The 21727-nt window shown below is 71.9% G+C and carries 23 protein-coding genes; 6 read left to right on the top strand and 17 right to left on the bottom strand.

What is annotated here, in order from left to right:
* The first annotated feature begins 91 nt into the window (after positions 1-91).
* Positions 92-649, top strand: coding sequence for a DUF1697 domain-containing protein (locus tag ACIP84_RS32180; protein WP_401802687.1), 558 nt, complete (start codon positions 92-94; stop codon positions 647-649).
* 74 nt (positions 650-723) lie between these two features.
* Positions 724-1350: a DsbA family protein gene (locus tag ACIP84_RS32175; protein WP_401802684.1), complete on the top strand. Its 627-nt coding sequence runs from the start codon at positions 724-726 to the stop codon at positions 1348-1350.
* 104 nt (positions 1351-1454) lie between these two features.
* On the opposite strand, the gene ACIP84_RS32170 is transcribed toward ACIP84_RS32175, so the two are convergent.
* The 15 genes from ACIP84_RS32170 to ACIP84_RS32100 all read right to left on the bottom strand — a co-directional run bounded on the left by ACIP84_RS32170 (position 1455) and on the right by ACIP84_RS32100 (position 16102).
* Positions 1455-2309 (bottom strand): D-alanyl-D-alanine carboxypeptidase family protein, encoded by an 855-nt coding sequence (locus ACIP84_RS32170; RefSeq protein WP_229313233.1) that lies wholly within the window; start codon positions 2307-2309, stop codon positions 1455-1457.
* 189 nt (positions 2310-2498) lie between these two features.
* Positions 2499-3242 (bottom strand): sirohydrochlorin chelatase, encoded by a 744-nt coding sequence (locus ACIP84_RS32165; protein ID WP_401802682.1) that lies wholly within the window; start codon positions 3240-3242, stop codon positions 2499-2501.
* An 11-nt stretch (positions 3243-3253) separates the two neighbouring features.
* Positions 3254-4141: an ABC transporter permease gene (locus ACIP84_RS32160; protein ID WP_055600882.1), complete on the bottom strand. Its 888-nt coding sequence runs from the start codon at positions 4139-4141 to the stop codon at positions 3254-3256.
* Entirely contained in the window at positions 4128-4922 is a 795-nt protein-coding gene (locus ACIP84_RS32155; RefSeq protein ID WP_319321922.1) for an ABC transporter ATP-binding protein, read from the bottom strand. Before ACIP84_RS32155 ends, ACIP84_RS32160 begins: the two co-directional genes overlap by 14 nt.
* A gap of 53 nt (positions 4923-4975) precedes the next feature.
* Entirely contained in the window at positions 4976-6085 is a 1110-nt protein-coding gene (locus ACIP84_RS32150) for an aliphatic sulfonate ABC transporter substrate-binding protein (protein ID WP_355960024.1), read from the bottom strand.
* Between the two features lie 205 nt (positions 6086-6290).
* The gene (locus ACIP84_RS32145; protein ID WP_209497425.1) at positions 6291-7634 is read right to left on the bottom strand and encodes a sulfate adenylyltransferase subunit 1; all 1344 of its coding nucleotides are present in this window, start codon (positions 7632-7634) and stop codon (positions 6291-6293) included.
* A complete protein-coding gene (gene cysD, locus ACIP84_RS32140) occupies positions 7634-8569 on the bottom strand; it encodes a sulfate adenylyltransferase subunit CysD (RefSeq protein ID WP_355960028.1) in 936 nt (311 codons plus the stop codon). The genes ACIP84_RS32145 and cysD overlap by 1 nt, the downstream gene beginning before the upstream one ends.
* Positions 8566-9099, bottom strand: coding sequence for an adenylyl-sulfate kinase (gene cysC / locus ACIP84_RS32135; RefSeq protein ID WP_383863651.1), 534 nt, complete (start codon positions 9097-9099; stop codon positions 8566-8568). Before cysC ends, cysD begins: the two co-directional genes overlap by 4 nt.
* A gap of 29 nt (positions 9100-9128) precedes the next feature.
* Positions 9129-9836: a phosphoadenylyl-sulfate reductase gene (locus ACIP84_RS32130; protein WP_401802678.1), complete on the bottom strand. Its 708-nt coding sequence runs from the start codon at positions 9834-9836 to the stop codon at positions 9129-9131.
* Positions 9833-10012 carry a hypothetical protein gene (locus tag ACIP84_RS32125; RefSeq protein WP_401802676.1) on the bottom strand — a complete coding sequence of 60 codons (180 nt, stop codon included), beginning with the start codon at positions 10010-10012 and terminating at the stop codon, positions 9833-9835. The genes ACIP84_RS32130 and ACIP84_RS32125 overlap by 4 nt, the downstream gene beginning before the upstream one ends.
* Positions 10009-11706: a nitrite/sulfite reductase gene (locus ACIP84_RS32120; protein ID WP_401802674.1), complete on the bottom strand. Its 1698-nt coding sequence runs from the start codon at positions 11704-11706 to the stop codon at positions 10009-10011. The genes ACIP84_RS32125 and ACIP84_RS32120 overlap by 4 nt, the downstream gene beginning before the upstream one ends.
* A gap of 136 nt (positions 11707-11842) precedes the next feature.
* Entirely contained in the window at positions 11843-11926 is an 84-nt protein-coding gene (locus ACIP84_RS32115) for a putative leader peptide (protein WP_310591794.1), read from the bottom strand.
* Between the two features lie 157 nt (positions 11927-12083).
* Entirely contained in the window at positions 12084-12653 is a 570-nt protein-coding gene (locus ACIP84_RS32110; RefSeq protein WP_401802672.1) for a GNAT family N-acetyltransferase, read from the bottom strand.
* 206 nt (positions 12654-12859) lie between these two features.
* Entirely contained in the window at positions 12860-14161 is a 1302-nt protein-coding gene (locus tag ACIP84_RS32105) for a GAF domain-containing protein (protein WP_355960044.1), read from the bottom strand.
* A 276-nt stretch (positions 14162-14437) separates the two neighbouring features.
* A complete protein-coding gene (locus tag ACIP84_RS32100; RefSeq protein ID WP_355960047.1) occupies positions 14438-16102 on the bottom strand; it encodes an acyl-CoA dehydrogenase family protein in 1665 nt (554 codons plus the stop codon).
* 17 nt (positions 16103-16119) lie between these two features.
* Between ACIP84_RS32100 and ACIP84_RS32095 the strand changes: the two genes are divergently transcribed.
* Positions 16120-17244, top strand: a complete 1125-nt coding sequence (locus tag ACIP84_RS32095; RefSeq protein ID WP_319321891.1) for a YihY/virulence factor BrkB family protein — start codon at positions 16120-16122, stop codon at positions 17242-17244.
* A gap of 27 nt (positions 17245-17271) precedes the next feature.
* A complete protein-coding gene (locus ACIP84_RS32090) occupies positions 17272-18027 on the top strand; it encodes a DUF6597 domain-containing transcriptional factor (RefSeq protein WP_355960052.1) in 756 nt (251 codons plus the stop codon).
* Here the strand turns inward: ACIP84_RS32090 and ACIP84_RS32085 are convergent.
* Positions 17946-18365: a VOC family protein gene (locus ACIP84_RS32085; RefSeq protein ID WP_401802669.1), complete on the bottom strand. Its 420-nt coding sequence runs from the start codon at positions 18363-18365 to the stop codon at positions 17946-17948. The two genes, ACIP84_RS32090 and ACIP84_RS32085, sit on opposite strands and share 82 nt — an antisense overlap.
* 359 nt (positions 18366-18724) lie before the next feature.
* On the opposite strand from ACIP84_RS32085, the gene rsgA reads away from it, so the two are divergent.
* Both rsgA and ACIP84_RS32075 read left to right on the top strand, forming a co-directional pair.
* Positions 18725-19846 (top strand): ribosome small subunit-dependent GTPase A, encoded by a 1122-nt coding sequence (gene rsgA, locus ACIP84_RS32080; protein ID WP_401802666.1) that lies wholly within the window; start codon positions 18725-18727, stop codon positions 19844-19846.
* Between the two features lie 80 nt (positions 19847-19926).
* Positions 19927-21384 carry a DNA-3-methyladenine glycosylase 2 family protein gene (locus tag ACIP84_RS32075; protein ID WP_401802664.1) on the top strand — a complete coding sequence of 486 codons (1458 nt, stop codon included), beginning with the start codon at positions 19927-19929 and terminating at the stop codon, positions 21382-21384.
* Here the strand turns inward: ACIP84_RS32075 and ACIP84_RS32070 are convergent.
* Positions 21305-21703 (bottom strand): PPOX class F420-dependent oxidoreductase, encoded by a 399-nt coding sequence (locus ACIP84_RS32070; RefSeq protein WP_266970334.1) that lies wholly within the window; start codon positions 21701-21703, stop codon positions 21305-21307. The two genes, ACIP84_RS32075 and ACIP84_RS32070, sit on opposite strands and share 80 nt — an antisense overlap.
* Positions 21704-21727: the final 24 nt, after the last annotated feature.

Below are 21727 nucleotides of genomic sequence, written 5' to 3'. Positions count from 1 at the left end.
GTCTTCTCGCGGATCCCCTTGATCGGACAGTGTTCGAACCGGCCACCGCGCCGCCCCCCACGGGGCGCGGTGGTCCGCCTAGATTTGGCCCATGACGAAGAAGACGTACGCGGCCCTGCTTCGCGGCATCAACGTGAGCGGACACCGCAAGGTCCCCATGGCGGAGCTCCGGCCCCTCCTCGAAGGACTCGGACACACGACCGTCCGCACCTACCTCCAGAGCGGGAACGCCGTCTTCACCACCGACTCCGGCGCCGGGGAGGACGAGCTCGCCACGGTGCTCGAAGACGCGATCGAGGAGCGGTTCGGATTCCGTGTCGACTGCCTCGTCCGCGGCGGCGACTACCTGGCGGCGGTGGCCGACGCCTGCCCCTTCCCGGCCGCCGAGCTGGAGGGCAGGCAGCTCCACGCCGTCTACTACTCCAGGCCCGTGGACCCGGGGCGCTTCGCCTCGATCGACCGCGAGGCCTATCTCCCCGAGGACTTCGCCCTCGGCGACCGCGTGCTCTACCTCTATGTGCCCGAAGGCCTGGGGAGGTCCAGGCTGGGCGACGTGGTCTCCCGGCCGGCCGTCGTGAAGGGGCTCGTCGCCACCGCCCGGAACTGGAACACCGTGGTCAAGCTCATCGAGATGACCCGGGAGGCCTGACCGCCAAGTGGCCCAGTCCCGGCGTATGTGATTGGACCAGGATGGCAGGCCATTGGATGGCTAGATTCCTCGGTATGACACCCACCGAGACCGCGCCCCGCGCCGCCGTCGACTTCTACTTCGACCCCGTCTGCCCCTTCGCCTGGATCACCTCCCGATGGATCCTGGAGGTCGAGCGCGAACGGGACATCGCCCTCCGCTTCAAGGTCATGAGCCTGTACCTGCACAACGAGGGCAACACCCTGCCCGACTGGTACCGCGAACTCGTCGACGCCTCGATCGGACCGGTCAGAGTCGCCGCGGCCGCCGCCGAACGGTACGGCGAGGAGATCCTGCGCCCGCTCTACACCGCGTACGGAACCCGCATCCACGAGCAGAAGCGGCAGGACTTCGACGCGGTCGTCGCCGAGTCGCTCGCCGAGCTCGGCCTGCCCGCCGAACTCGCCGCGGCCGCCCACGACCCGGCCCACGACGAGGCCGTCCGCCGCAGCCACGACGCCGGCAAGGACCCCGACGCCGACGCGTACGTCGGCACCCCCACGATCCACGTGGACGGCACCGTGTGGTTCGGCCCGGTGCTGCGCGCCGTCCCGCGCGGCGAGCGCGCGGCCGCACTCTTCGACGGCTTCCGGGTCCTCGCCAACCACCCGGACCTCTTCGAACTGAAGCGGACCCGTACGGGCGGCCTCGACTTCAGCTAGCGGGCGTCCGGCCGGACATGGCGGGGGCCTGCCTCCCGGCGAGCGGAAGCCAGGCCCCGGGCGGGACCGGCGCCGTCGTGGGCCGTTCACCGCGGATCACGCTGTTACCTGGCGAAGCCGTAGTCCAGCAGCTTCTTGACGTCGGTCGCCCGGTTCGCCTCGCTCGGGGAGGCGAGCACCGCGCCGATGACCGTCTTGCTGCCGCGGGTGGCCGCGAAGACGAGGCAGTACTTGGCCTGCGGACCCGAACCGGTCTTCACACCGATCGCGCCGCTGTAGGTGCTCAGAAGCTTGTTCGTGTTGCTCCACGACATGTACCGGTACCCGCCGGTCTTCGTGGTCACCTTCTGCTTCGTGGACTTCGTCTTGACCACGGCACGGAACGTGGAGTTCTTCATCGCACTGCTCGCGAGCTTCGTCAGGTCGCGAGGAGTCGAGTAGTTGCTCCCATTGCTTATTCCGTCGAACGAGTCGAAGTGGGTGTTGCGCATGCCGAGGTTGCGGGCCTCGGTGTTCATCTTCCCGATGAACGACTTGATCCGGGCGGCCCGCGTGGTGCCGGTGCCGAACTTGTCGGCCAGCGCGTAGGCCGCGTCGCAGCCCGACGGCAGCATCAGGCCGTAGAGGAGCTGGCGGACCGTCACCTTGTCACCGACGATGAGCCGGGCGGACGAGGCGTTCTTGGAGACGATGTAGTCGCTGTAGGCCTTCTGGACGGTGACCTTGGCGTCCAGGTTCAGGCCGCGCTGCGCCAGGACCACCTTCGCGGTCATGATCTTCGTGGTCGAACCGGTCGACCGACGGGTGTCGGCGGCCTTCCCGAACAGCGTGGTGCCCGTCCCGTTGTTCATGACGAAGCCGCCCTTGGCGGTGATCGACGGGGCGGGCGGCGCGGCGTACGCCTGGCCGGTGAAGAGACCGCCGGCCAGTACGGCCGAGGCCGTGATCGTGACGGTCACGGCTCTGCGTACGCCGAGTGTCGAAGTGATCAAAGTCTTCTGCCCTTGGTAGGAACCGATGTCATCCGGGCCCGTAAAGACCCGGCGCACAGAAGACGCACGAGAGGGGCCGATGGATGCACGGCACGGGCATGAAGTTGCTCGCATCCGTCGACCGGCCGAATTGTCGGACAGGTTCCCAGGGGTGCCTCAGGCAGAGTGGGCCACGGCGACGCGGGCCGCGTGGACGGCGTCGTGGCGTTCGAGGAGCAGTCGGGCCAATTCCGGGGAGGGGCCCAGGACATCCGCCAGGACGTCCGCCTCCGCCGCGCCCGCCGCGATGCGGTCCGGAAGGCGGCCGGGGGCGATGACGTACGGGGCGACGGCCACCCGGCGGACGCCCGGCTCGGCCCGCAGGGCGCGCACGGCGTCCTCCGTGCGGGGCAGAGATGCGGAGGCGAACGCGGGCCGCACGGAGCACCAACCGGTGCGCCGCAGCTCCCGCGCCGTTTCTGCGATCACCGCGATCGCCTCCGGGTCGGTGGAGCCCGCCGAGGCCAGGACGACCCCGGTCGCGCTCTTGTCGCCGGGCGAGAGCCCGGCCTCGTACAGCCGCCGTTCCACCGCTTCGACGAGCAGCGGCGAGGGTCCGAGGACCTCCGCCTGGCGGATCCGCAGGGACGGCGGCGGCTGGCGCAGTACGGCGGGGATGTCGGCCTTCGCGTGGAAGGCCCGGGTCAGCAGCAGCGGCAGCGCCACCACGTCCCGCACCCCGTCGGCGGCGAGCCGGTCGAGCACCCCCGGCACCGACGGCAGGTTGAAGTCCAGGAACGCCGTCTCCACCCGCAGCCCCGGCCGCAGCGCACCGGCCCGGCGCACCAGCGCCTGGACGGTCGCCGCGTGCCGCGGGTCGCGGCTGCCGTGGGCGATGACGAGAAGGACCGTTCGGTTCATGGGGGACCGGCTCACTTCACCAGCAGGCCGCGGCTGCGGAGCACCCAGCGCTCCAGCGGGCTGAAGATCAGCAGGTCGATCGCGATGCCGACGACCAGGATCAGCAGGATCGCCAGGAACACGCCGGGCAGGTCGATGTTGTTCCGGCCGTTCTCCAGCAACTGCCCCAGACCGAGGCCCAGATCCGGAGAGGAGGCGATGATCTCGGCGGCCATCAGCGAACGCCAGGAGAAGGCCCAGCCCTGCTTCAGACCGGCCAGGTAGCCGGGCAGCGCCGCCGGAAGCGTCACGTGCCAGGTGCCCCGCAGGCCGGTGGCGCCCATGGTGCGCCCGGCCCGCAGGAACAGCGGCGGGACCTGGTCGACGCCGGAGACCAGGCCGTTGGCGATGGACGGGACGGCGCCCAGCAGGATCACCGTGAACATCATCGCGTCGTTCAGGCCGAACCAGAGCACGGCCGGCGGCACCCACGCCACCGAGGGCAGCGACTGCAGACCCGACAGGATCGGGCCGATCGCGGCGCGCACGAACTTCACCCGGGCGACGAGCAGGCCCAGCGGGGTGCCGATGGCGAGGGCCAGCAGGAAGCCGGCCAGCCCCCGGGACACGCTGGTCCAGACGACCTCGAGCAGGGTGCCCTGCAGCCACATGTCGGTCAGGCCGTCCCACACCGCGGACGGCGCGGGCAGCTTGGTCTCCTCGGTGATCTTCGCGGAGACGAGGATCTGCCAGACGGCGAGGACGAGGACGACGGCGAGGGTGGGCGGGAAGACCTTCTTGAGGAGGACCTCCCGGACCGGGGTGCGGCGGATCTCGACCGCGTCCAGGGCGTCGAGTCCGGCCTCCAGGCCGGCGAGGTCGTCCTTCTTGACCGTCGCGGCGGTGTCAGTGCTGGCCATGGCGGCGGATCTCCCCACGCAGGTGTTCAGTGATCTCAAGGGACAGCTCGGCCACGTCCGCGTCCTCGATGCGGCGCGGCTGCGGGATGCCCACGGTCCATTCCTTCGCGACCCGGCCGGGTCGGGAGGAGAGGAGGACCACCCGCTGCGCGAGGCGCACGGCCTCGCGCACGTTGTGGGTGACGAACAGGACCGAGAGGTTGGTCTCCTCCCAGATACGGGTGAGCTCGCCGTGCAGCACGTCACGGGTGATGGCGTCCAGGGCCGCGAACGGCTCGTCCATCAGCAGCAGCTGGCTGTCCTGGGCCAGCGCCCGGGCGAGCGCCACGCGCTGCCGCATGCCGCCGGACAGCTCGTGCACCCGCTTCCCGTACGCGCCGCCGAGCCGGACCAGTTCGAGCAGCCGCTCGGCCTCCGGCCTGCGCTCGGCCTTGGACACCCCGCGCAGCCGCAGGGCCAGTTCGATGTTCTTGCCCGCGGTCAGCCACGGGAAGAGGGCGTGCTCCTGGAACATCAGGGCCGGCCGGCCGCCCGGGGTCTCGATGGACCCCTGGGTCGGCCGGTCGAGTCCCGCGACCAGGTTCAGCAGGGTGGACTTGCCGCACCCCGAGGCCCCCAGGATGGTGACGAACTCGCCGGGCGCGACGTCGAGACTGACGTCGTCCAGGACGAGCTGGGTACCGGCCGGGCCGGAGAAGGACTTCGAGACGTGCTCGATCCGGGCGGCGTGCGTCTGCTCCGCTACGGTGCCCTCGGCAGCCTTGGCGAACGTCGTGGCCATGGTCGTCACCTCCTGGGGTTACGGATTCGCGGTCTGGTCGGTCGGCTCGGCGGTTACTTGACGCCGAGACCGGCGTCGGAGACCTCGGGCTTGCCAGCGGCCTTCAGCACCTTGTTGAGGAGCGTGAGGTCGTAGATGCCGGCCAGCTCGGGCTGCTTGATCAGCTGGGCCTTGACCGCCCACTCGGACTGGGTCTTCAGCGTCGCGGCCAGCGGGTCGTCGGTGATCGCGATGCTCGGCCACGCCGGGTCGATGACCTTGGCGTCCAGCGCCTTGCCGGTCTCCGCCTTCAGCGCCGCGTTGGCGGACGCCTTGGCCTTGTCCGGGTTGGCGTTGATCCACTCGTTGGTCTTCACCGTCCCCCTGAGCACGGCCTCGACCACGTCCGGGTGCTCCGTGAGGAACTTCTGCGACACGATGACGTTCGTGATCACGAACTTCTTCTCGGGCCACAGGGTGGTCTCGTCGAGGAGGACCTTGGCGCCCTGGGAGACGAGCTTGGAGGCGGTCGGCTCGGGCACCCAGGCGCCGTCGATCGAGCCGGACTTGTAGGCGTCCGGGGTGACCTTGTTCTCCGTGCGGACGACCGAGACGTCGCCCTTGCCGGACTCCGGGTCGACCTTCCAGCCCTTCTCGGCGATCCAGTTGAGGAGCGCGACGTCCTGCGTGTTCCCCTTCTGAGGGGTGGCGATCCGCTTGCCCTTGATGTCGTCCAGGGTCTTGATCTTGTCCGGGTTCACGACCAGCTTCACGCCGCCGGAGGCGGAGCCGGAGATGATCCGCAGGTTCTTGCCCTTGGACTTGACGTACGCGTTGATGGACGGCGAGGGGCCGATGAAGCCGATGTCCAGGGAGCCGCCGTTGAGCGCCTCGATCTCGGACGGGCCGGCGTTGAAGGTCTGCGGCTTCAACGTGGTGCCGCCCAGCTCCTTCTGGATCAGGCCGTCCTGTACGCCGATCAGCGCGGTCGCGTGGGTGAGGTTGGGGAAGTACCCGAGCCGTACGGTGTCGGCGGAGAGCTTCTTGCCCTCGGCGGCCACCTTCTTCTCGTCGTTCTTGGCGTCGGAGCCGTAGCCGCAGGAGGCGAGCGCGCCGATCAGCAGCGGCAGGGCGGCGGCAGCGGCGAGGCCGCGGCGCAGGGTGGTACGGGTGGTGGCAGGCACGGGAGGTTTTCCCCTCGATTCAGCGTCTTCGAAGTCTGCGTCTATGTCGTTCGGGGTGGAGCGGGTGGAGCGGGGTCGCGCCGCGCATGCGGCGCGTCGAGGTCAGTACGCACATCGCGCGACGCCTCCCATGCCTGCGCCGAGGGCGCCGGAGCCCACCCGGCCGCCTTCCTTCGCGAAGGTGGCGTATACGTTCTCGCTCATGTCAGAAGTCCCATCCTTCCTCGTCCTCGACGACCGCGACGGCCTTGGCGGTGGCGAAGGACTCGCCCGCCATGCCCGCCGCGAGCGTGGTGCCGTCAGCCGGGTCGATCAGCAGGAACGATCCGGTGCGGCGCGAGTCGGCGTACGCGTCGAGCGCGAGCGGCTCGGCGGTGCGCACGACGACCCGTCCGATGTCGTTGGCGACCAGCTGCCCCGGGTTCGGGTGCTGTGAGAGGTCGTCCAGGGTCAGCCGCGAGGGGATCTCCTTGACGATCGCCTTGACCGTGCGGGTGGTGTGCTTCAGGAGCACCCGCTGGCCCACGGCGAGCGGGTGGTCCGCCACGTGGCAGACGGTCGCCTCGATGTCCTGCGTCGTCGGCGGGGCGTCACCGCTCGGGGCGAGCAGGTCGCCGCGCGAGATGTCGATGTCGTCGGCGAGCCGGATGGTGACCGACTGCGGGGCCCAGGCGATGTCCACGGCCTCGCCCAGCGCGTCGATCCCGGTGATCGTGGAGGTCTTCCCCGACGGCAGGACGGTGATCTCCTCGCCGACGCGGAAGGCACCGGCCGCGATCTGACCGGCGTATCCCCGGTAGTCGGGGTGCTCGGCGGTCTGCGGGCGGATCACGTACTGCACGGGGAACCGCGCGTGGCAGGCCGTCAGGTCGTGGCTGACCGGGACGGTCTCCAGGTGCTCGAGCACCGTCGGGCCGCCGTACCAGTCCATGTTCGCGGACGGCTCCACGACGTTGTCGCCGGCCAGCGCCGAGATGGGGATCGCGGTGATCTCCGGGACGCCGAGCTCGGAGGCGTACGTGGTGAACTCCTCGGCGATCGCGGCGAAGACGGGCTCCCGGTACTCGACCAGGTCCATCTTGTTCACGGCCAGGACCACGTGCGGGACGCGCAGCAGCGCGGCGACGGCCGCGTGTCGGCGGGTCTGCTCGACCACGCCGTTGCGGGCGTCGACGAGGACCACGGCGAGCTCGGCGGTGGAGGCGCCGGTCACCATGTTCCGGGTGTACTGCACGTGCCCGGGGGTGTCGGCGAGGATGAAGCGGCGGCGGGGCGTCGCGAAGTAGCGGTAGGCCACGTCGATGGTGATGCCCTGCTCGCGCTCGGCCCGCAGGCCGTCGGTGAGGAGCGCCAGGTCGGGGGCCTCCTGGCCGCGGGAGCGCGAGGCGTGCTCCACGGCCTCCAGCTGGTCGACCAGGACCGACTTGGAGTCGTGGAGGAGCCGGCCCACCAGGGTGGACTTGCCGTCGTCGACGGATCCGGCGGTGGCGAAGCGCAGCAGGGTGGTGGCCGCCAGCTGCTCGGTCAGCTGCTCGGTGGACGTGCTCATTAGAAGTACCCTTCGCGCTTGCGGTCTTCCATCGCGGCCTCGGACATCTTGTCGTCGGCGCGGGTCGCGCCCCGCTCGGTGAGCCGGGAGGCGGCGATCTCGGCGATGACGGCGTCCAGCGTGGTGGCGTCGGAGTCGACGGCGCCGGTGCAGGACATGTCGCCGACGGTGCGGTAGCGGATCAGCCGCGTCTGCGTGGTCTCGGACTCCTTGGGGCCGCCCCAGTCGCCGGCCGTCAGCCACATGCCGCTGCGGGCGAACACCTCGCGCTCATGGGCGAAGTAGATCTCCGGGAGCTCGATCTCCTCGCGCTGGATGTACTGCCAGACGTCCAGCTCGGTCCAGTTGGACAGCGGGAAGACGCGGACGTGCTCGCCGGGGGCGTGCCGGCCGTTGTAGAGCTGCCACAGCTCGGGGCGCTGGCGGCGCGGGTCCCACTGCGAGAACTCGTCGCGCAGGGAGAACACCCGCTCCTTGGCGCGGGCCTTCTCCTCGTCGCGGCGGCCGCCGCCGAAGACGGCGTCGAAGCGGTGCTGCTGGATCGCCTCGGTGAGCGGGACGGTCTGCAGCGGGTTGCGGGTGCCGTCGGGGCGCTCGCGCAGTTTGCCGGCGTCGATGTACTCCTGCACGGAGGCGACGTGCAGCCGCAGGCCGTGCTTGGCGACGGTGCGGTCGCGGTACTCCAGGACCTCGGGGAAGTTGTGCCCGGTGTCGACGTGCAGCAGCGTGAAGGGGATCGCCGCGGGGGCGAATGCCTTCAGCGCCAGGTGCAGCATGACGATGGAGTCCTTGCCGCCGGAGAAGAGGATCACCGGCCGCTCGAACTCGCCCGCCACCTCACGGAAGATGTGGACGGCCTCGGACTCCAGGGAGTCGAGGTGCGACAGCGCGAACGGGTTGTCGGTGCTGTCGTGAACGTGGGCGACGGTGGTCACAGCAGACCCCTCTCGGTGAGCAGCGCGTGGAGCTGCGCCGCGGACTCCTGCACGGTCTGGGTGTGGGACTCGATCCGCAGATCCGGGTCGCGCGGCTCGTCGTACGGGTCGTCGACACCGGTGAGGCCGCTGATCTCGCCCGCGGCCTGCTTGGCGTAGAGACCCTTCACGTCGCGTACGGAGCAGACGTCGACCGGGGTGGCGACGTGCACCTCGACGTAGGGGGTGCCTTCGGACGCGTGGCGCTTGCGGACCGCCTCGCGGCTGTCCTCGTAGGGGGCGATGACGGGGACGAGGGCCTTCACGCCGTTGGAGGCGAGCAGTTCGGCGACGAAGCCGATCCGCTGCACGTTGGTGTGCCGGTCCTCGCGGCTGAAGCCGAGGCCCGCGGAGAGGAACTCGCGGATCTCGTCGCCGTCGAGCACCTCGACCCGGTGGCCCTCCTCGCGGAGCCGGCCGGCCAGTTCGTACGCGATGGTGGTCTTGCCGGCGCTCGGCAGGCCGGTGAGCCAGATGGTGGCACCCGTCACGTGCTTCTCCTGAACTTCCTGAGTGTCCGTCATCCGTGCAGCCCGCATTCGGTCTTGCCGCGGCCCGCCCAGCGTCCGGCGCGGGCGTCCTCGCCCTCCAGGACGCGGCGGGTGCAGGGGGCGCAGCCGACGGAGGCGTAACCGTCCATCAGGAGCGGGTTGGTGAGGACGCCGTGCTCCGCGACGTACGCGTCGACGTCGTCCTGCGTCCAGCGGGCGATGGGGGAGACCTTGACCTTGCGGCGCTTCTCGTCCCAGCCGACGACCGGGGTGTTCGCCCGGGTCGGGGACTCGTCGCGGCGCAGACCTGTCGCCCAGGCGCCGTACCGGGTCAGGCCCTCTTCGAGGGGCTTGACCTTGCGCAGCGCGCAGCACAGGTCGGGGTCGCGGTCGTGGAGCTTCGGACCGTGCTCCGCGTCCTGCTCGGCCACCGTCTGACGCGGGGTCAGGGTGATGACGTGGACGTCCATGACGGCGTCCACGGCGTCACGGGTGCCGATGGTCTCCTCGAAGTGGTATCCGGTGTCGAGGAAGACGACGTCCACGCCGGGCCTTACCCGCGAGGCGAGATGGGCGACGACGGCGTCCTCCATGGAGGAGGTGACGCAGAAGCCCTCGCCGAAGGTGTCCACGGCCCAGCGGAGGATCTCCAGCGCGGAGGCGTCCTCCAGATCACGGCCGGCCTGCTCGGCGAGTGCCTTGAGGTCGGCCGTGGTGGCATCCTGAGTGAGCGTCATATCTCTTTCCCTCCAGGGGTGTTGCCTGAAGTGCCAGGGGCGAGCAGCCCCAGGAACTTCAACTGGAAGGCTCGGCTGCACGCGGCGCATTCCCAGGCGCCGTGACCCTGCTCGCCCGGACGCAGGTCCTCGTCGCCGCAGTAGGGGCAGTGGAACGGTGCGGCACGCTCGCTCATGAGAGGGACTCCTCCGAGGCGCGGGCCGTCCAGGTCGCGAAGCGCTCGCCGGTCTCGCGCTCCGCCTGGAAGCGCTTGAGGACCCGCTCCACGTAGTCGGGGAGCTCGGCCGCGGTGACCTTGAGGCCGCGGACCTTGCGGCCGAAGCCGGCCTCCAGGCCGAGCGCGCCGCCCAGGTGCACCTGGTAGCCCTCGACGCGGTTGCCCTCGTCGTCCAGGACCAGCTGGCCCTTGAGGCCGATGTCCGCGACCTGGATGCGGGCGCAGGCGTTCGGGCAGCCGTTGATGTTGATCGTCAGCGGCTCGTCGAACTCCGGTACGCGGCGCTCCAGTTCGTCGATGAGCGAGGCGCCGCGGGCCTTGGTCTCGACGATCGCGAGCTTGCAGAACTCGATGCCGGTGCAGGCCATCGTGCCGCGCCGGAACGGCGAGGGCGTGACCCGCAGGTCGAGGGCCTCCAGGGCGGCGACGATCGAGTCGACCTGCGCCTCCTCGATGTCGAGGACGAGCATCTTCTGCTCCGCCGTGGTGCGGACCCGGCCGGAGCCGTGCGCCTCGGCGACCGCGGCGATCTTCGTCAGGGTGGCGCCGTCGACCCGTCCGACGCGCGGCGCGAAGCCCACGTAGAACTTGCCGTCCTGCTGGCGGTGCACACCGACGTGGTCGCGCCAGCGGCCGGCGGGCTGCTCGGGGGCGGGGCCGTCGGTCAGCTTGCGCTGGAGGTACTCGTCCTCCAGGACCTGGCGGAACTTCTCCGGGCCCCAGTCGGCGACGAGGAACTTCAGACGGGCGCGGTTGCGCAGCCGGCGGTAGCCGTAGTCGCGGAAGATCGAGATGACGCCCTCGTAGACGTCCGGGACCTCGTCCAGGGAGACCCAGGTGCCGAGGCGGACGCCCAGCTTGGGGTTGGTGGAGAGGCCGCCGCCGACCCAGACGTCGAAGCCGGGGCCGTGCTCCGGGTGGTGCACGCCGACGAAGGCGATGTCGTTGATCTCGTGCGCCACGTCGAGCAGCGGCGAGCCGGAGATCGCGGACTTGAACTTGCGGGGCAGGTTGGAGAAGTCCTTGTTGCCGACGATCCGGCGGTAGATCTCGTCGATCGCGGGCGTGCCGTCGATGATCTCGTCGGCCGCGATGCCAGCGACCGGGGAGCCGAGGATGACACGCGGGGTGTCGCCGCAGGCCTCGGTGGTGGACAGGCCGACCGCCTCCAGGCGGTTCCAGATCTCGGGGACGTCCTCGATGCGGATCCAGTGGTACTGGACGTTCTGCCGGTCGGTGATGTCCGCGGTGCCGCGGGCGAACTCCTCGGAGATCTCGCCGATCACCCGGAGCTGCTCGGTGGTCAGCCGGCCGCCGTCGATCCGGACGCGGAGCATGAAGTACTCGTCGTCCAGCTCCTCCGGCTCCAGGACACCCGTCTTGGTGCCGTCCAGACCCTGCTTGCGCTGGGTGTAGAGGCCCCACCAGCGCATGCGTCCGCGCAGGTCGTTGGGGTCGATGGAGTCGAATCCGCGCTTCGAGTAGACCGTCTCAATACGTGTCCGTACATTGAGACCGTCGTCGTCCTTCTTGAACTGCTCATTGCCGTTCAGGGGGGTGAAGTGCCCCACGGCCCACTGACCCTCGCCACGGTGGCGCCCGGGCTTGCGGCGTGCGGCGGCGGGAGTGGGGTTTTCCGGGGTGGCGGCCATGGCGTCTTGTCCTTCGGGACTGCGAGAGGGCGGCTCTGACCTGCACACTGGCGCTCAGGTCGGAGGGTGGCGCGTCAGTGCGCAGCAGGGTCGGGCAGAGTCGTGCTGAAAAGTGATCGCGGCGGTGCTGGTTCTCTCAGCGCGCCGGACAGATGGCGCTGGACATGCGGCCTAGGTCGACGTGCCGCCGACTCACCAAGGCAATTCCAGTTCCAGACATGACGGAAGCGTGTCACGGGACTTTGGACCCAGTCCAGCATCGTCCAGAATATGGACGTAGTCGTCTCGCTTGATGAGATAGTGTGGTGTGGGTCACCCGAAAGGGGCCCTGACCAGGGCCCCTTCAGGGGGCTTCACCACGGCGCCGTCCGGCGGCGTCAGGCGTGGGCGCCCGGCCAGGGGCCCGGGGCCTCGGTCTCGTCGACCTCCTCCACCTTGGTGTCGAAGAGCCGGAAGCCGCGGCGCTCGTAGTTGGCCATGGCGTGCGGGCCGTCGAGCGAGCAGGTGTGCAGCCAGACGCGCTTCGTCGCCTCCCGCTCGGGCCAGCGCTCGGCCAGGTCCCAGGCCCGCGCCACCCCGTACGACAGCAGGTGGCCGCCGATCCGGCGCCCCCGGAAGGCCGGGATCAGGCCGAAGTAGACGATCTCCACGACGCCGTCGTCCTGCGGGTCCAGTTCGACGTACCCGGCCGGCGTCCCCTTGTCGTACGCCACCCAGATCTCGGCGCCCGGCTTCTCCACGATCTCCTGCCACTGCTTGTACGTCAGCGACAGCCGGTCGTTCCAGCGGATGTCGCCGCCGACCGCCGTATAGAGGAAGCGGCTGTACTCCGGAGACGGGACCGCGGCCCGCGCGATCGTGATGTCGTCACCCTCCGGGACGGGGGAGGGACGCAGATCGGACGGGGAGGTCTGTTCGAGGGACCAGGTGGTGAGAGTGATGCGCATGGGTTCATCGCATCACGGCCCCGCTCGGCGGGTCGACCGGGGGCCCGGGCGACCGGGCCCCCGGCCCGGGGTGTCCGCATGCTGGACGGTGGTGGCCGGAAGGGGGCCGGACGCGCCCTCGGCGCCCGGCACGTCCCACGCTCGGGACGTCCCATGCGCCGCACGTCCCACGCTCGGGACGTCCCATGCGCCACGCGCCCCGCGCGCTACGCGTTCGTGCCCGTGCGGGGGCCCCGTACCGCAGGTGCCAGGGAGTGGGGCAGCAGGTCCGCCGGGCGTTCCGGGCGGAGGACCTCCACCGCGACCTCCTCGCTGAAGCGGTACGGGCGGTGCGCCAGGACCCCGGCCAGGTTCCGGCGTACCCGGGACATCTCCGCCCGTACGGTCACCGTCCGGGTGCGGTCCCCGAACACGTCGTCCGCCAGCTCCGCCGCCGTCCGGCCGTCCCGGTGCATCGCCAGGACGTAGAGGAGCTCCGCGTGCCGGGGGCTCAGCTCCTGCTGCCAGCTGCCCGCCGCACCCGAGACGGACACCGTCCAGCGGCGCGGTCTGCTCAGGTCGAGGACCACCCGGCTCGCCGCCGCCGTGCCCGGCTCCTCCACCGGCGTCTCCTCCTCGACCCGCAGCAGCCAGCCCCCCGGCAGCGGCTCCACCGCGCACACTCCGAGCGAGGGCAGCCACATCCGGCCGGACCGGAAGGACTTCGGCAGCGTGATCCGGTCCACCGGCGCGAGCCCGGTCACCGCCGCCGTCCAGCCGTGGGTGTCCACCGCGACGGCCCGGCCGCCCACCCGGCACAGGATCGGCGCGGCCACCGCCCGCAGCCGCTCGACCGAGCTGCGGTGCCGCTCCCGCATCTCCGCCTCGGCGAGCTGGGCCACCGAACCGACCAGGGCCAGCATCGCCGGATGGAAGGTGGACGCGGGACCGCTCACATCCACGATGCCGAGCAACCGCCGGTCGCGCGGGTCGTGCACGGGCGCGGCGGCACAGGTCCAGTTGTGGAGCGCCTGGACGTAGTGCTCGGCGGAGTGCACCTGCACCGCCCGGCCCATGGCGAGGGCCGTGCCGACCGCGTTCGTCCCGGTGGTGCGCTCGGTCCAGGCCGCGCCCTCCTCCAGACAGATGCCGTTCGCCTGCCGCATCACCGACAGGTTCCCCTGTCGCCACAGCACCCGGCCGTGCTCGTCGGTGACCACCATGATCTGGAGGGAGGTGTCGGCGATGCCGGCGAGGCCGCCGCTGAGCGTCTGCATGACCTCGGAGAGGAGCGTGGTCCTGCGCCGCTGCTCCAGCTCGTCGCGCTGGAGCAGCACACTGCTCGTACCCTGGTCGGGGTCGAGCCCCAGCCGGGCCATCCGCTGCCAGGACGCGTCGATCACCGCGCGGGGCGCGATCGGCGGCGTACGGCCGGCGAGCGTCTCCTCGCGGACCCGGTGGAGCAGCCGGGTGGCCTGGGCGGCGTCCATGGCGGCGAGGCGCTTCATGTCGAGCTGCGTGTTATTCATCGGTCTCTCCCAGCCACCCGGGGTGCTGTATCGGTTCTGCATGGGGCAGATGTCCGGAGTGTCGGTGCCCATCGTGCCGTTCGGAACCGTCCGGCGAGGCCCGGTTCGGGTAATCCTGCAACCCTTTGCAACTCTGGTCGCCGACCAGCCCCCTGGGTGAAGCTGGTGTGAGCGGCGGGTGGTGCCGTGTCGGCGCAGCACCACCCCCGCTTTTCCGCGCGTGCCGACCTCGCGGTCCACCCCTGGCGCGCGCGGCGAACGTCCCCCGGACGTACGTCAGTCGCCCCGGACCTCCACCCGTGCCCGCTCCACGAGCGCCCGCAGGTCCAGCGTGTGCGGCAGCGTCCCGAAGGCCGCGCCCCCGTCCCCGCCCAGCCGCGCCGCGCAGAACGCGTCCGCGACCTCCGGCGGCGCCCACCGCACCAGGAGCGCTCCCTGGAGGACCAGCGCGAGCCGCTCCGCGAGCCGCCGAGCCCGCGCCTCGATCCCGTCCAGGTCCGCCAGTTCGACGAGCAGCCCCCGGATCGCCCGGTCGAGCCGGTGGTCCGCGCCCCGCGCCGCCCCGACCTCCCGCAGGAACGCGTCCAGCGCGGCGGGCTCCGTCCGCAGCACCCGGACCACGTCGAGCGCCTGGACGTTCCCCGAGCCCTCCCAGACCGAGTTGAGCGGCGACTCCCGCAGCAGCCGTGGCATCCCCGACTCCTCCACGTACCCGTTGCCGCCCAGGCACTCCAGCGCCTCCGCCACCACCGGCGTGCACCGCTTCGACACCCAGTACTTCGCCGCGGGAACGGCGATACGGAGCAGGGCCCGCTCCCGCTCGGCGCCGCTGCCGCCGGCCTCGGCGGCGTCGTAGGCCGCTGCGAGACGCATGCCCAGGACGGTCGCCGCCTCCGACTCCAGGGCCAGATCCGCCAGTACGTTCCGCATCAGCGGCTTCTCGATCAGCGGCCCGCCGAAGGCCTCGCGGTACGCGCAGTGGTGCACGGCCTGCGCCACCGCCTGCCGCATCAGCGCCGCCGAACCCAGGACACAGTCGAGCCGGGTCGCCGCCACCATGCCCATGATCGTGCGGAGCCCGCGGCCCTCCTCGCCGACCCGGCGCGCCCAGGTGGTGCCGTCGAACTCCACCTCGGCGGAGGCGTTCGAACGGTTGCCCAGCTTGTCCTTCAGGCGCTGGATCGCGAACGCGTTGCGCGAGCCGTCCGCGAGCACCCGCGGCACCAGGAAGCAGGTGAGCCCCGCCGACGCCTGGGCGAGGACCAGGAAGGCGTCCGACATCGGCGCCGAGCAGAACCACTTGTGCCCCGTCAGGACGTACTCCCCGTCGGCCGCAAGCGGGCGCGCCTCCGTCGTGTTCGCCCGGGCGTCACTTCCGCCCTGCTTCTCCGTCATCGCCATCCCGAGCAGGACACCCGGCTTCTCCGCGACCGGGCCGAGCTCCCGCTCGTACACGTGCGAGGTCGCCGCCGGCTCCCACACCTCGGCGAGCTCCGGCTCGACGCGCAGCGCGGGCACGGCGGCGTGCGTCATCGACAGCGGGCAGCCGTGCCCCGCCTCCACCTGCGACACCACCAGGAACCCGGCGGCCCGGCGCACATGACCGCCCGGCCTGCCCCACGCGTCCGTCAGCCCGGCACCCACCGACTTGCCGAGCAGCCGGTGCCAGGCCGGATCGAAGTCCACCTCGTCGATCCGGTGCCCGTACCGGTCGTGGGTCCGCAGCCGCGGCGGGTTGGCGTTCGCCCGCTCGCCCCACTCCCGTACCTGGGCCGAACCGGCCGCCTGGCCGAGCACGACGAGGTCCTCGCGGACCTCCGCCCGGAGCTCCGGCGCGAGGTGTCGTTCGACGGCCTCCGTCAGCACGGGATCGGTCATGAAGACGTCGTACCCGACCAGGGGCGGAGCCTGGTTGGTCACGGTGTGGGTGCTCGCTGCCATGCCGATACGGTAAGCAGGTGCAGGCAGCAAGCGAAACACCCGAACGGCCCGAGCGGCGGCCCTGGAGCAGGCTCCACCGCGCGCGCGTCCTCTACCGCAACGTCTCGAAGCGGAAGATGGTCTGGCTGCTCCTCAAGGACACCGTCAACTCGTGCATCGAGTACCGGATCCTCGGCCTCGCCGCCGAGGCGGCGTTCTTCACCCTGCTGTCGCTGCCGCCGCTGCTCCTCGGCCTGATCGCCCTCCTCGGCTACGCCGACGACTGGACCAACACGGACACCGTCGCGAGCATCCAGGAGAACATCCTCCGCGCCGCCGGAACGGTCCTGTCCGACCGGGGCGTGGAGGAGATCGCCAAGCCGGTCCTGGACGACGTGACCCAGGGCAAACGCCCCGACCTGATCTCCCTCGGTTTCGCCATCGCCCTCTGGTCCGGCTCGCGCGCGGTGAACGTCTTCATCGACACCATCACCGTCATGTACGGGCTCGACGGCCACCGGGGCATCGTGAAGACGCGGCTCCTCGCCTTTCTGCTCTACATCGTGGCCCTGCTCATCGGCGCCGTCGTCCTGCCCCTCGCGGTCGTCGGCCCCGACCGGGTCGTCGAACTCGTCCCCTGGGGCACCGAGGTCGTCGCCGTCCTCTACTGGCCGGCCGTCATCCTGCTCTCCATCGCCTTCCTCACCACGCTCTACCACGTGTCCGTGCCCGTCAGATCGCCCTGGATCGAGGACATCCCGGGCGCCCTCGTCGCGCTCGGGATGTGGGTCCTCGGCAGCTTCCTGCTCCGCATCTACCTGACCAGCCAGGTCGAGGGACCGACGATCTACGGCTCCCTCGCCGCCCCCATCGCCGTCCTCCTCTGGATCGGCATCTCGGCCTTCGCCGTCCTGGTCGGCGCCGCCGTGAACGCGGCCATCGACCGCGTCTGGCCCTCCGTCGCCACGGCGGCGGCCCGCGAGGCCAACGAGCGGGCCCGCGCCATCCAGGCGGCGGAACTCGTCGCACGCGTGCGTGCGGAGGCGGAGGACGTCGACGAGGACGACCCGGACATGCCGTCCGAGTTCCCCGAGCGCTGGTCCCGGTTCCTGCCCCCGGACGACGTGAAGTCCCGCCTCCACTCCGGCTGGGAGAAGGACTGACCGACCGGCGGGGCTTACTTTTGACGTGTGTACGAGGAGCGCCCCGCCCTGCTCGACGGAGCCGTCCTGTGGACCCGGACAGCCGGCCCGGCCGCGGACGTCGTCCGGCCCGTCCTGCCCGACGGCTGCATGGACCTGATCTGGGCCGACGGACATCTCCTCGTCGCCGGACCCGACACACGCGCGTACGTACCGGGGGACTTCGCCGCACGGTACGCGGGAGTCCGCTTCGCCCCCGGAGACGCGCCCGGCTTCTTCGGCGTCCCGGCCCATGAGCTCCGCGACCGGCGCGTCGCGCTCGGCGCGCTGTGGGGCGAGGCCGAGGCGCGGCGGCTCGGCGAGCGGATCACCGAGGCCCCCGACCCGGCCACCGCCCTGGACGAACTGGTACGGCTCCGGGCCGCCGGGGCCCCCGCGCCCGATCCCCTGCTCCGGGCCGTCGTGGCGCGCCTCGCGGAAGGCCGGGCGGTGGCGGAGACGGCCGACGCGGTAGGGATCGGCGCCCGGCAGCTGCACCGGCGGTCCCTGGTCGCCTTCGGCTACGGCCCCAAGACCCTCGCGCGCGTGCTCCGGCTCCAGCGGGCCCTCGCCCTGGTCCTGGCAGGCGTGCCGTACGCCGAGGCGGCCGTCCGAGCCGGCTGCGTCGACCAGGCCCATCTCGCACGCGAGACCAGGGCGCTGGCCGGGACGACCCTCGGTGCCTACGTGGCGTCCGCGGCGGACCCGGCCGAGTCGGCGAACAGCGAGACGCCCGAGCCGTCCGGGTCGAGGACCACGGCGTAGCGCTGCCCCCAGACCGCGTCCCAGGGCTCCAGATGCCCCCGGTACCCGGCGGCGAGCAGCTCCGCGTACGCCGTGTCCACGGCCTCCGCCGTCCCGCAGCGGAAGGCGAGCTCGATCCGGTTGCCGCCCTCGGGCCGCTTCCAGCCGGGGTCGAAGGACCGCACGACGTCCTCCGTGTCCCAGGCGATCCGCAGCCCGCCGGGCAGCGCGGCCTCCACGTGCGGGGCGGACTCGGCCCCGTCCGGGATCTCCAGGCCGAGACGGCGGTAGAAGGCGAGCGACGCGGCCATGTCGGAGACGACGACGCCGATGAGGTCGAGGCGGGGTGCTGAGTTCATGGGAGCACGGTAGGCACGGGGCACCCGGCGGGTCTTGTACGAATCGGACGCGCGGTCCGGACCGGCCGCGACCGCCCCCTCGGCCCTGCCCGCGGTGGCTTGAAAAGACGCCCGAGATGGCCTGAATAAATTCCGTGGCGCGTGCCGGCACGGTCCGGCTACGGTGTCGCCCGTACAGGATCGCGGCAGCGCGATGTGACGCGACCACGCGAAAAGACGCACAGGAGGTGTGACCGATGGCTGTCATCTCGACGGGCCTTGCCCTCACGCAGAAGTCCATCCACACCACCTCCGTGGCCACCGGCTGACCTCACCGTTCTGACACGCAGCGCCGGGGCCGCCCCTGTGAAGGGTCCCCCTTGTCTTTCCCGCTTTCCCACGTCACTTCCTCCTCCTCCTCCTCCTCCTCGCTCGACGCCCACGGCTGGGACTCCGGCTGGGCCGCCGCCTTCGCTCCGTACGCCGCCCAGGGGCTCGTCCCCGGACGGGTGATCCGGGTCGACCGCGGTCAGTGCGACGTCGCCACCGCCGAGGGGATCGTGCGCGCCGACACGGCGTTCGTGACCCCGCACGACCCGCTCCGGGTCATCTGCACCGGCGACTGGGCCGCCGTCGACCCCGAGGGCGCCGGCGACCCCCGCTACGTACGGGCGTGCCTGCCGCGCCGTACGGCCTTCGCGCGGTCCACCTCGTCCAAGCGGTCCGAGGGCCAGATCCTCGCCGCCAACGTCGACCACGCCGTCATCACCGTCTCGCTCGCCGTCGAGCTCGACCTCGGCCGCATCGAGCGGTTCCTCGCCCTGGCCTGGGAGTCCGGCGCCCAGCCGACCGTCGTCCTCAGCAAGGCGGACCTCGTGCCCGACCCCGTCGGGCTCTCCTACCTCGTCGAGGACGTCGAGACGGTCGCCCCCGGCGTCCAGGTCGTGCCGCTGAGCTCGACCACCGGGGAGGGGCTCGACGTGCTGTCCGCGGTGGTCGCGGGCGGGACGACCGTGCTGCTCGGCGTCTCCGGCGCCGGGAAGTCGACCCTCGCCAACGCCCTCGTCGGCGAGGACGTCATGGACGTCCAGGCCGCCCGGGACATCGACGGCAAGGGCCGGCACACCACCACCACCCGCAACCTCTTCGTCCTCCCCACCGGGGGAGTCCTCATCGACACCCCCGGACTGCGCGGAGTCGGCCTCTGGGACGCGGAGACCGGCGTCGGCCAGGTCTTCTCGGAGATCGAGGAACTGGCGGCGGACTGCCGCTTCCACGACTGCGCCCACGAGTCGGAGCCCGGCTGCGCCGTGGCCGCCGCCATCGAGGACGGCTCGCTGCCGGTGCGCCGCCTGGAGAGCTACCGCAAGCTGCTCCGGGAGAACCAGCGGATCGTGGCCAAGACCGACGCCCGCGTGCGCAACGAGATCCTCAAGGACTGGAAGCGCAAGGGCGCGGAGGGCCGCCACGCCATGGAGATGAAGCGCGGGCGCGTCCGGTAGCGGGCGCGGGGCCGCGTGCGGGTACGGGTGCACGGGGGAGAGGGCGCCGGTCGGGCGCCCCTCCCCGCCCCCGCAACGCCGTGTCCGAAAACCGCGAGCCGGGGGTCGTCGGCCGTCGCACACTGGGAGACGTGAAGGACGACGACACCCGCTACGAGGCGGTCAGCAGCAGGGACGCGCGGTTCGACGGAGAGTTCTTCTTCGCCGTCCGCACCACCGGCATCTACTGCCGCCCCAGCTGCCCCGCCGTCACCCCCAAACGGCAGAACGTGGCGTTCTTCCCGACGGCCGCCGCCGCCCAGGGCCACGGCTTCCGGGCCTGCCGCCGCTGCCGCCCGGACGCCGTGCCCGGCTCCGCCGCCTGGGACGTACGGGCCGACGTCGTCGGGCGCGCGATGCGGATGATCGGCGACGGCGTCGTCGACCGCGAGGGCGTCCCAGGCCTGGCCGGACGCCTCGGCTACAGCACCCGGCAGGTGCAGCGCCAGCTCACCGCCGAGCTCGGCGCCGGACCCGTCGCGCTCGCCCGCGCCCAGCGGGCGCACACCGCGCGGCTGCTCCTCCAGACCACCGGGCTGCCGGTGACCGAGATCGCCTTCGCGGCCGGCTTCGCCAGCGTCCGCCAGTTCAACGAGACGATCCGCGCCGTCTACGCGCGCACCCCCAGCGCGCTGCGTGCCGAGGCGGGCAGCGGTGCCGGAGCCCGTACCGCGCTCGCCGCCGGAGTGCCGCTGCGACTCGCCCACCGGGGCCCCTACGCGGCCGGTGAGGTCTTCGACCTGCTCGCGGCCGAGGCCGTGCCCCGCGTGGAGGAGGTCGTGGGCGCCGCCGGCGCCCGCACCTACCGGCGCACCCTCCGCCTCCCGTACGGCACCGGGATCGTCTCCGTCGACGAGCGCTCCGCCGGGCGCTGGCTCGAGGCCCGGATCCATCTCACCGAGCTGCGCGACCTGACCACCGCCGTGCACCGGCTGCGCCGTCTCTTCGACCTGGACGCCGACCCGTACGCGGTCGCCGAGCGTCTCGGCGCGGCGCCCGGCCTCGCCGCCGAGGTGGCCGCCCGGCCCGGCGTACGGTCCCCGGGGACGGCCGATCCGGAGGAGTTCGCGCTGCGGACGCTGCTCGGCGCGGCGGAGTCGGCCCGGGTCGTCGAGGCGCACGGCACCCCGCTGGCCACCGGCTGCGGCAGCCTCACCCACGTCTTCCCGCAGCCGGCGGCGCTGACGGGCCACCCCGCCGCGGGCCCGCTGGCCCGCGCGCTCGCCGACGGCGCCGTACGCCTCGACCCCGGCGCCGACCGGGACGAGGCCGAGGCCGCCCTCCGCGCCGTCCCCGGCGTGAGCGCCGAGGCAGCCGCCCTCATCCGGATGCGGGCCCTCGGCGACCCCGACGTCCCCCCGGCGGGCGTCCCCGCCACGGAGGAGTGGCGGCCCTGGCGCTCGTACGCCGCCCGCTACCTCAGGACTCCGCTCCCGGGGGCTCCTCGAGACCCCAGCTGTGGATCCGGCGCGGACGGATCCGGATCACCTCCTCGCTGAAGTGCGGGCCCAGCGCGTGCGGGCCGACCAGGAGCTCCGCCTCGCCCCGGATCTCCACGCCCCGCACCCGCCAGGGGCGGACGCTCGCGAGATCGTCCACGACCAGCGCCACCTTCGGGTTCGCCCGCAGGTTGCGCCACTTCTTCGTACGGCCCATCGCGAGGCCGCCCACCAGGACGGTGCCGTCCTCCTGCGGGAAGAAGCCCACCGGATTGACCTGGGGCTGACCGGAAGGGTCGACCGTGGCCATCCGGGCGAGCTGCCGGCCGCCCGTGAGATAGGCGCGTTCCGCCGCGCTGAAGCCCTCGAAATCCCTCATGCTCCCAGCATCCTGCGGCCGTGC

Source organism: Streptomyces sp. NPDC088707 (assembly GCF_044752725.1).
Classification (GTDB): domain Bacteria; phylum Actinomycetota; class Actinomycetes; order Streptomycetales; family Streptomycetaceae; genus Streptomyces.
Note: the sequence above shows the minus strand (reverse complement) of the source record. Positions and strands in the feature narration are given on the sequence as shown.

What these genes read in the sequence shown, in the direction of transcription:
- ACIP84_RS32180 (WP_401802687.1), top strand. Translation starts at nt 92, where the DNA reads ATGACGAAGAAGACGTACGCGGCCCTGCTTCGCGGCATCAACGTGAGC.
- ACIP84_RS32175 (WP_401802684.1), top strand. Translation starts at nt 724, where the DNA reads ATGACACCCACCGAGACCGCGCCCCGCGCCGCCGTCGACTTCTACTTC.
- ACIP84_RS32165 (WP_401802682.1), bottom strand. Translation starts at nt 3,242, where the DNA reads ATGAACCGAACGGTCCTTCTCGTCATCGCCCACGGCAGCCGCGACCCG.
- ACIP84_RS32160 (WP_055600882.1), bottom strand. Translation starts at nt 4,141, where the DNA reads ATGGCCAGCACTGACACCGCCGCGACGGTCAAGAAGGACGACCTCGCC.
- ACIP84_RS32155 (WP_319321922.1), bottom strand. Translation starts at nt 4,922, where the DNA reads ATGGCCACGACGTTCGCCAAGGCTGCCGAGGGCACCGTAGCGGAGCAG.
- ACIP84_RS32145 (WP_209497425.1), bottom strand. Translation starts at nt 7,634, where the DNA reads ATGAGCACGTCCACCGAGCAGCTGACCGAGCAGCTGGCGGCCACCACC.
- ACIP84_RS32130 (WP_401802678.1), bottom strand. Translation starts at nt 9,836, where the DNA reads ATGACGCTCACTCAGGATGCCACCACGGCCGACCTCAAGGCACTCGCC.
- ACIP84_RS32125 (WP_401802676.1), bottom strand. Translation starts at nt 10,012, where the DNA reads ATGAGCGAGCGTGCCGCACCGTTCCACTGCCCCTACTGCGGCGACGAG.
- ACIP84_RS32120 (WP_401802674.1), bottom strand. Translation starts at nt 11,706, where the DNA reads ATGGCCGCCACCCCGGAAAACCCCACTCCCGCCGCCGCACGCCGCAAG.
- ACIP84_RS32115 (WP_310591794.1), bottom strand. Translation starts at nt 11,926, where the DNA reads ATGTCTGGAACTGGAATTGCCTTGGTGAGTCGGCGGCACGTCGACCTA.
- ACIP84_RS32110 (WP_401802672.1), bottom strand. Translation starts at nt 12,653, where the DNA reads ATGCGCATCACTCTCACCACCTGGTCCCTCGAACAGACCTCCCCGTCC.
- ACIP84_RS32105 (WP_355960044.1), bottom strand. Translation starts at nt 14,161, where the DNA reads ATGAATAACACGCAGCTCGACATGAAGCGCCTCGCCGCCATGGACGCC.
- ACIP84_RS32100 (WP_355960047.1), bottom strand. Translation starts at nt 16,102, where the DNA reads ATGGCAGCGAGCACCCACACCGTGACCAACCAGGCTCCGCCCCTGGTC.
- ACIP84_RS32085 (WP_401802669.1), bottom strand. Translation starts at nt 18,365, where the DNA reads ATGAACTCAGCACCCCGCCTCGACCTCATCGGCGTCGTCGTCTCCGAC.
- ACIP84_RS32070 (WP_266970334.1), bottom strand. Translation starts at nt 21,703, where the DNA reads ATGAGGGATTTCGAGGGCTTCAGCGCGGCGGAACGCGCCTATCTCACG.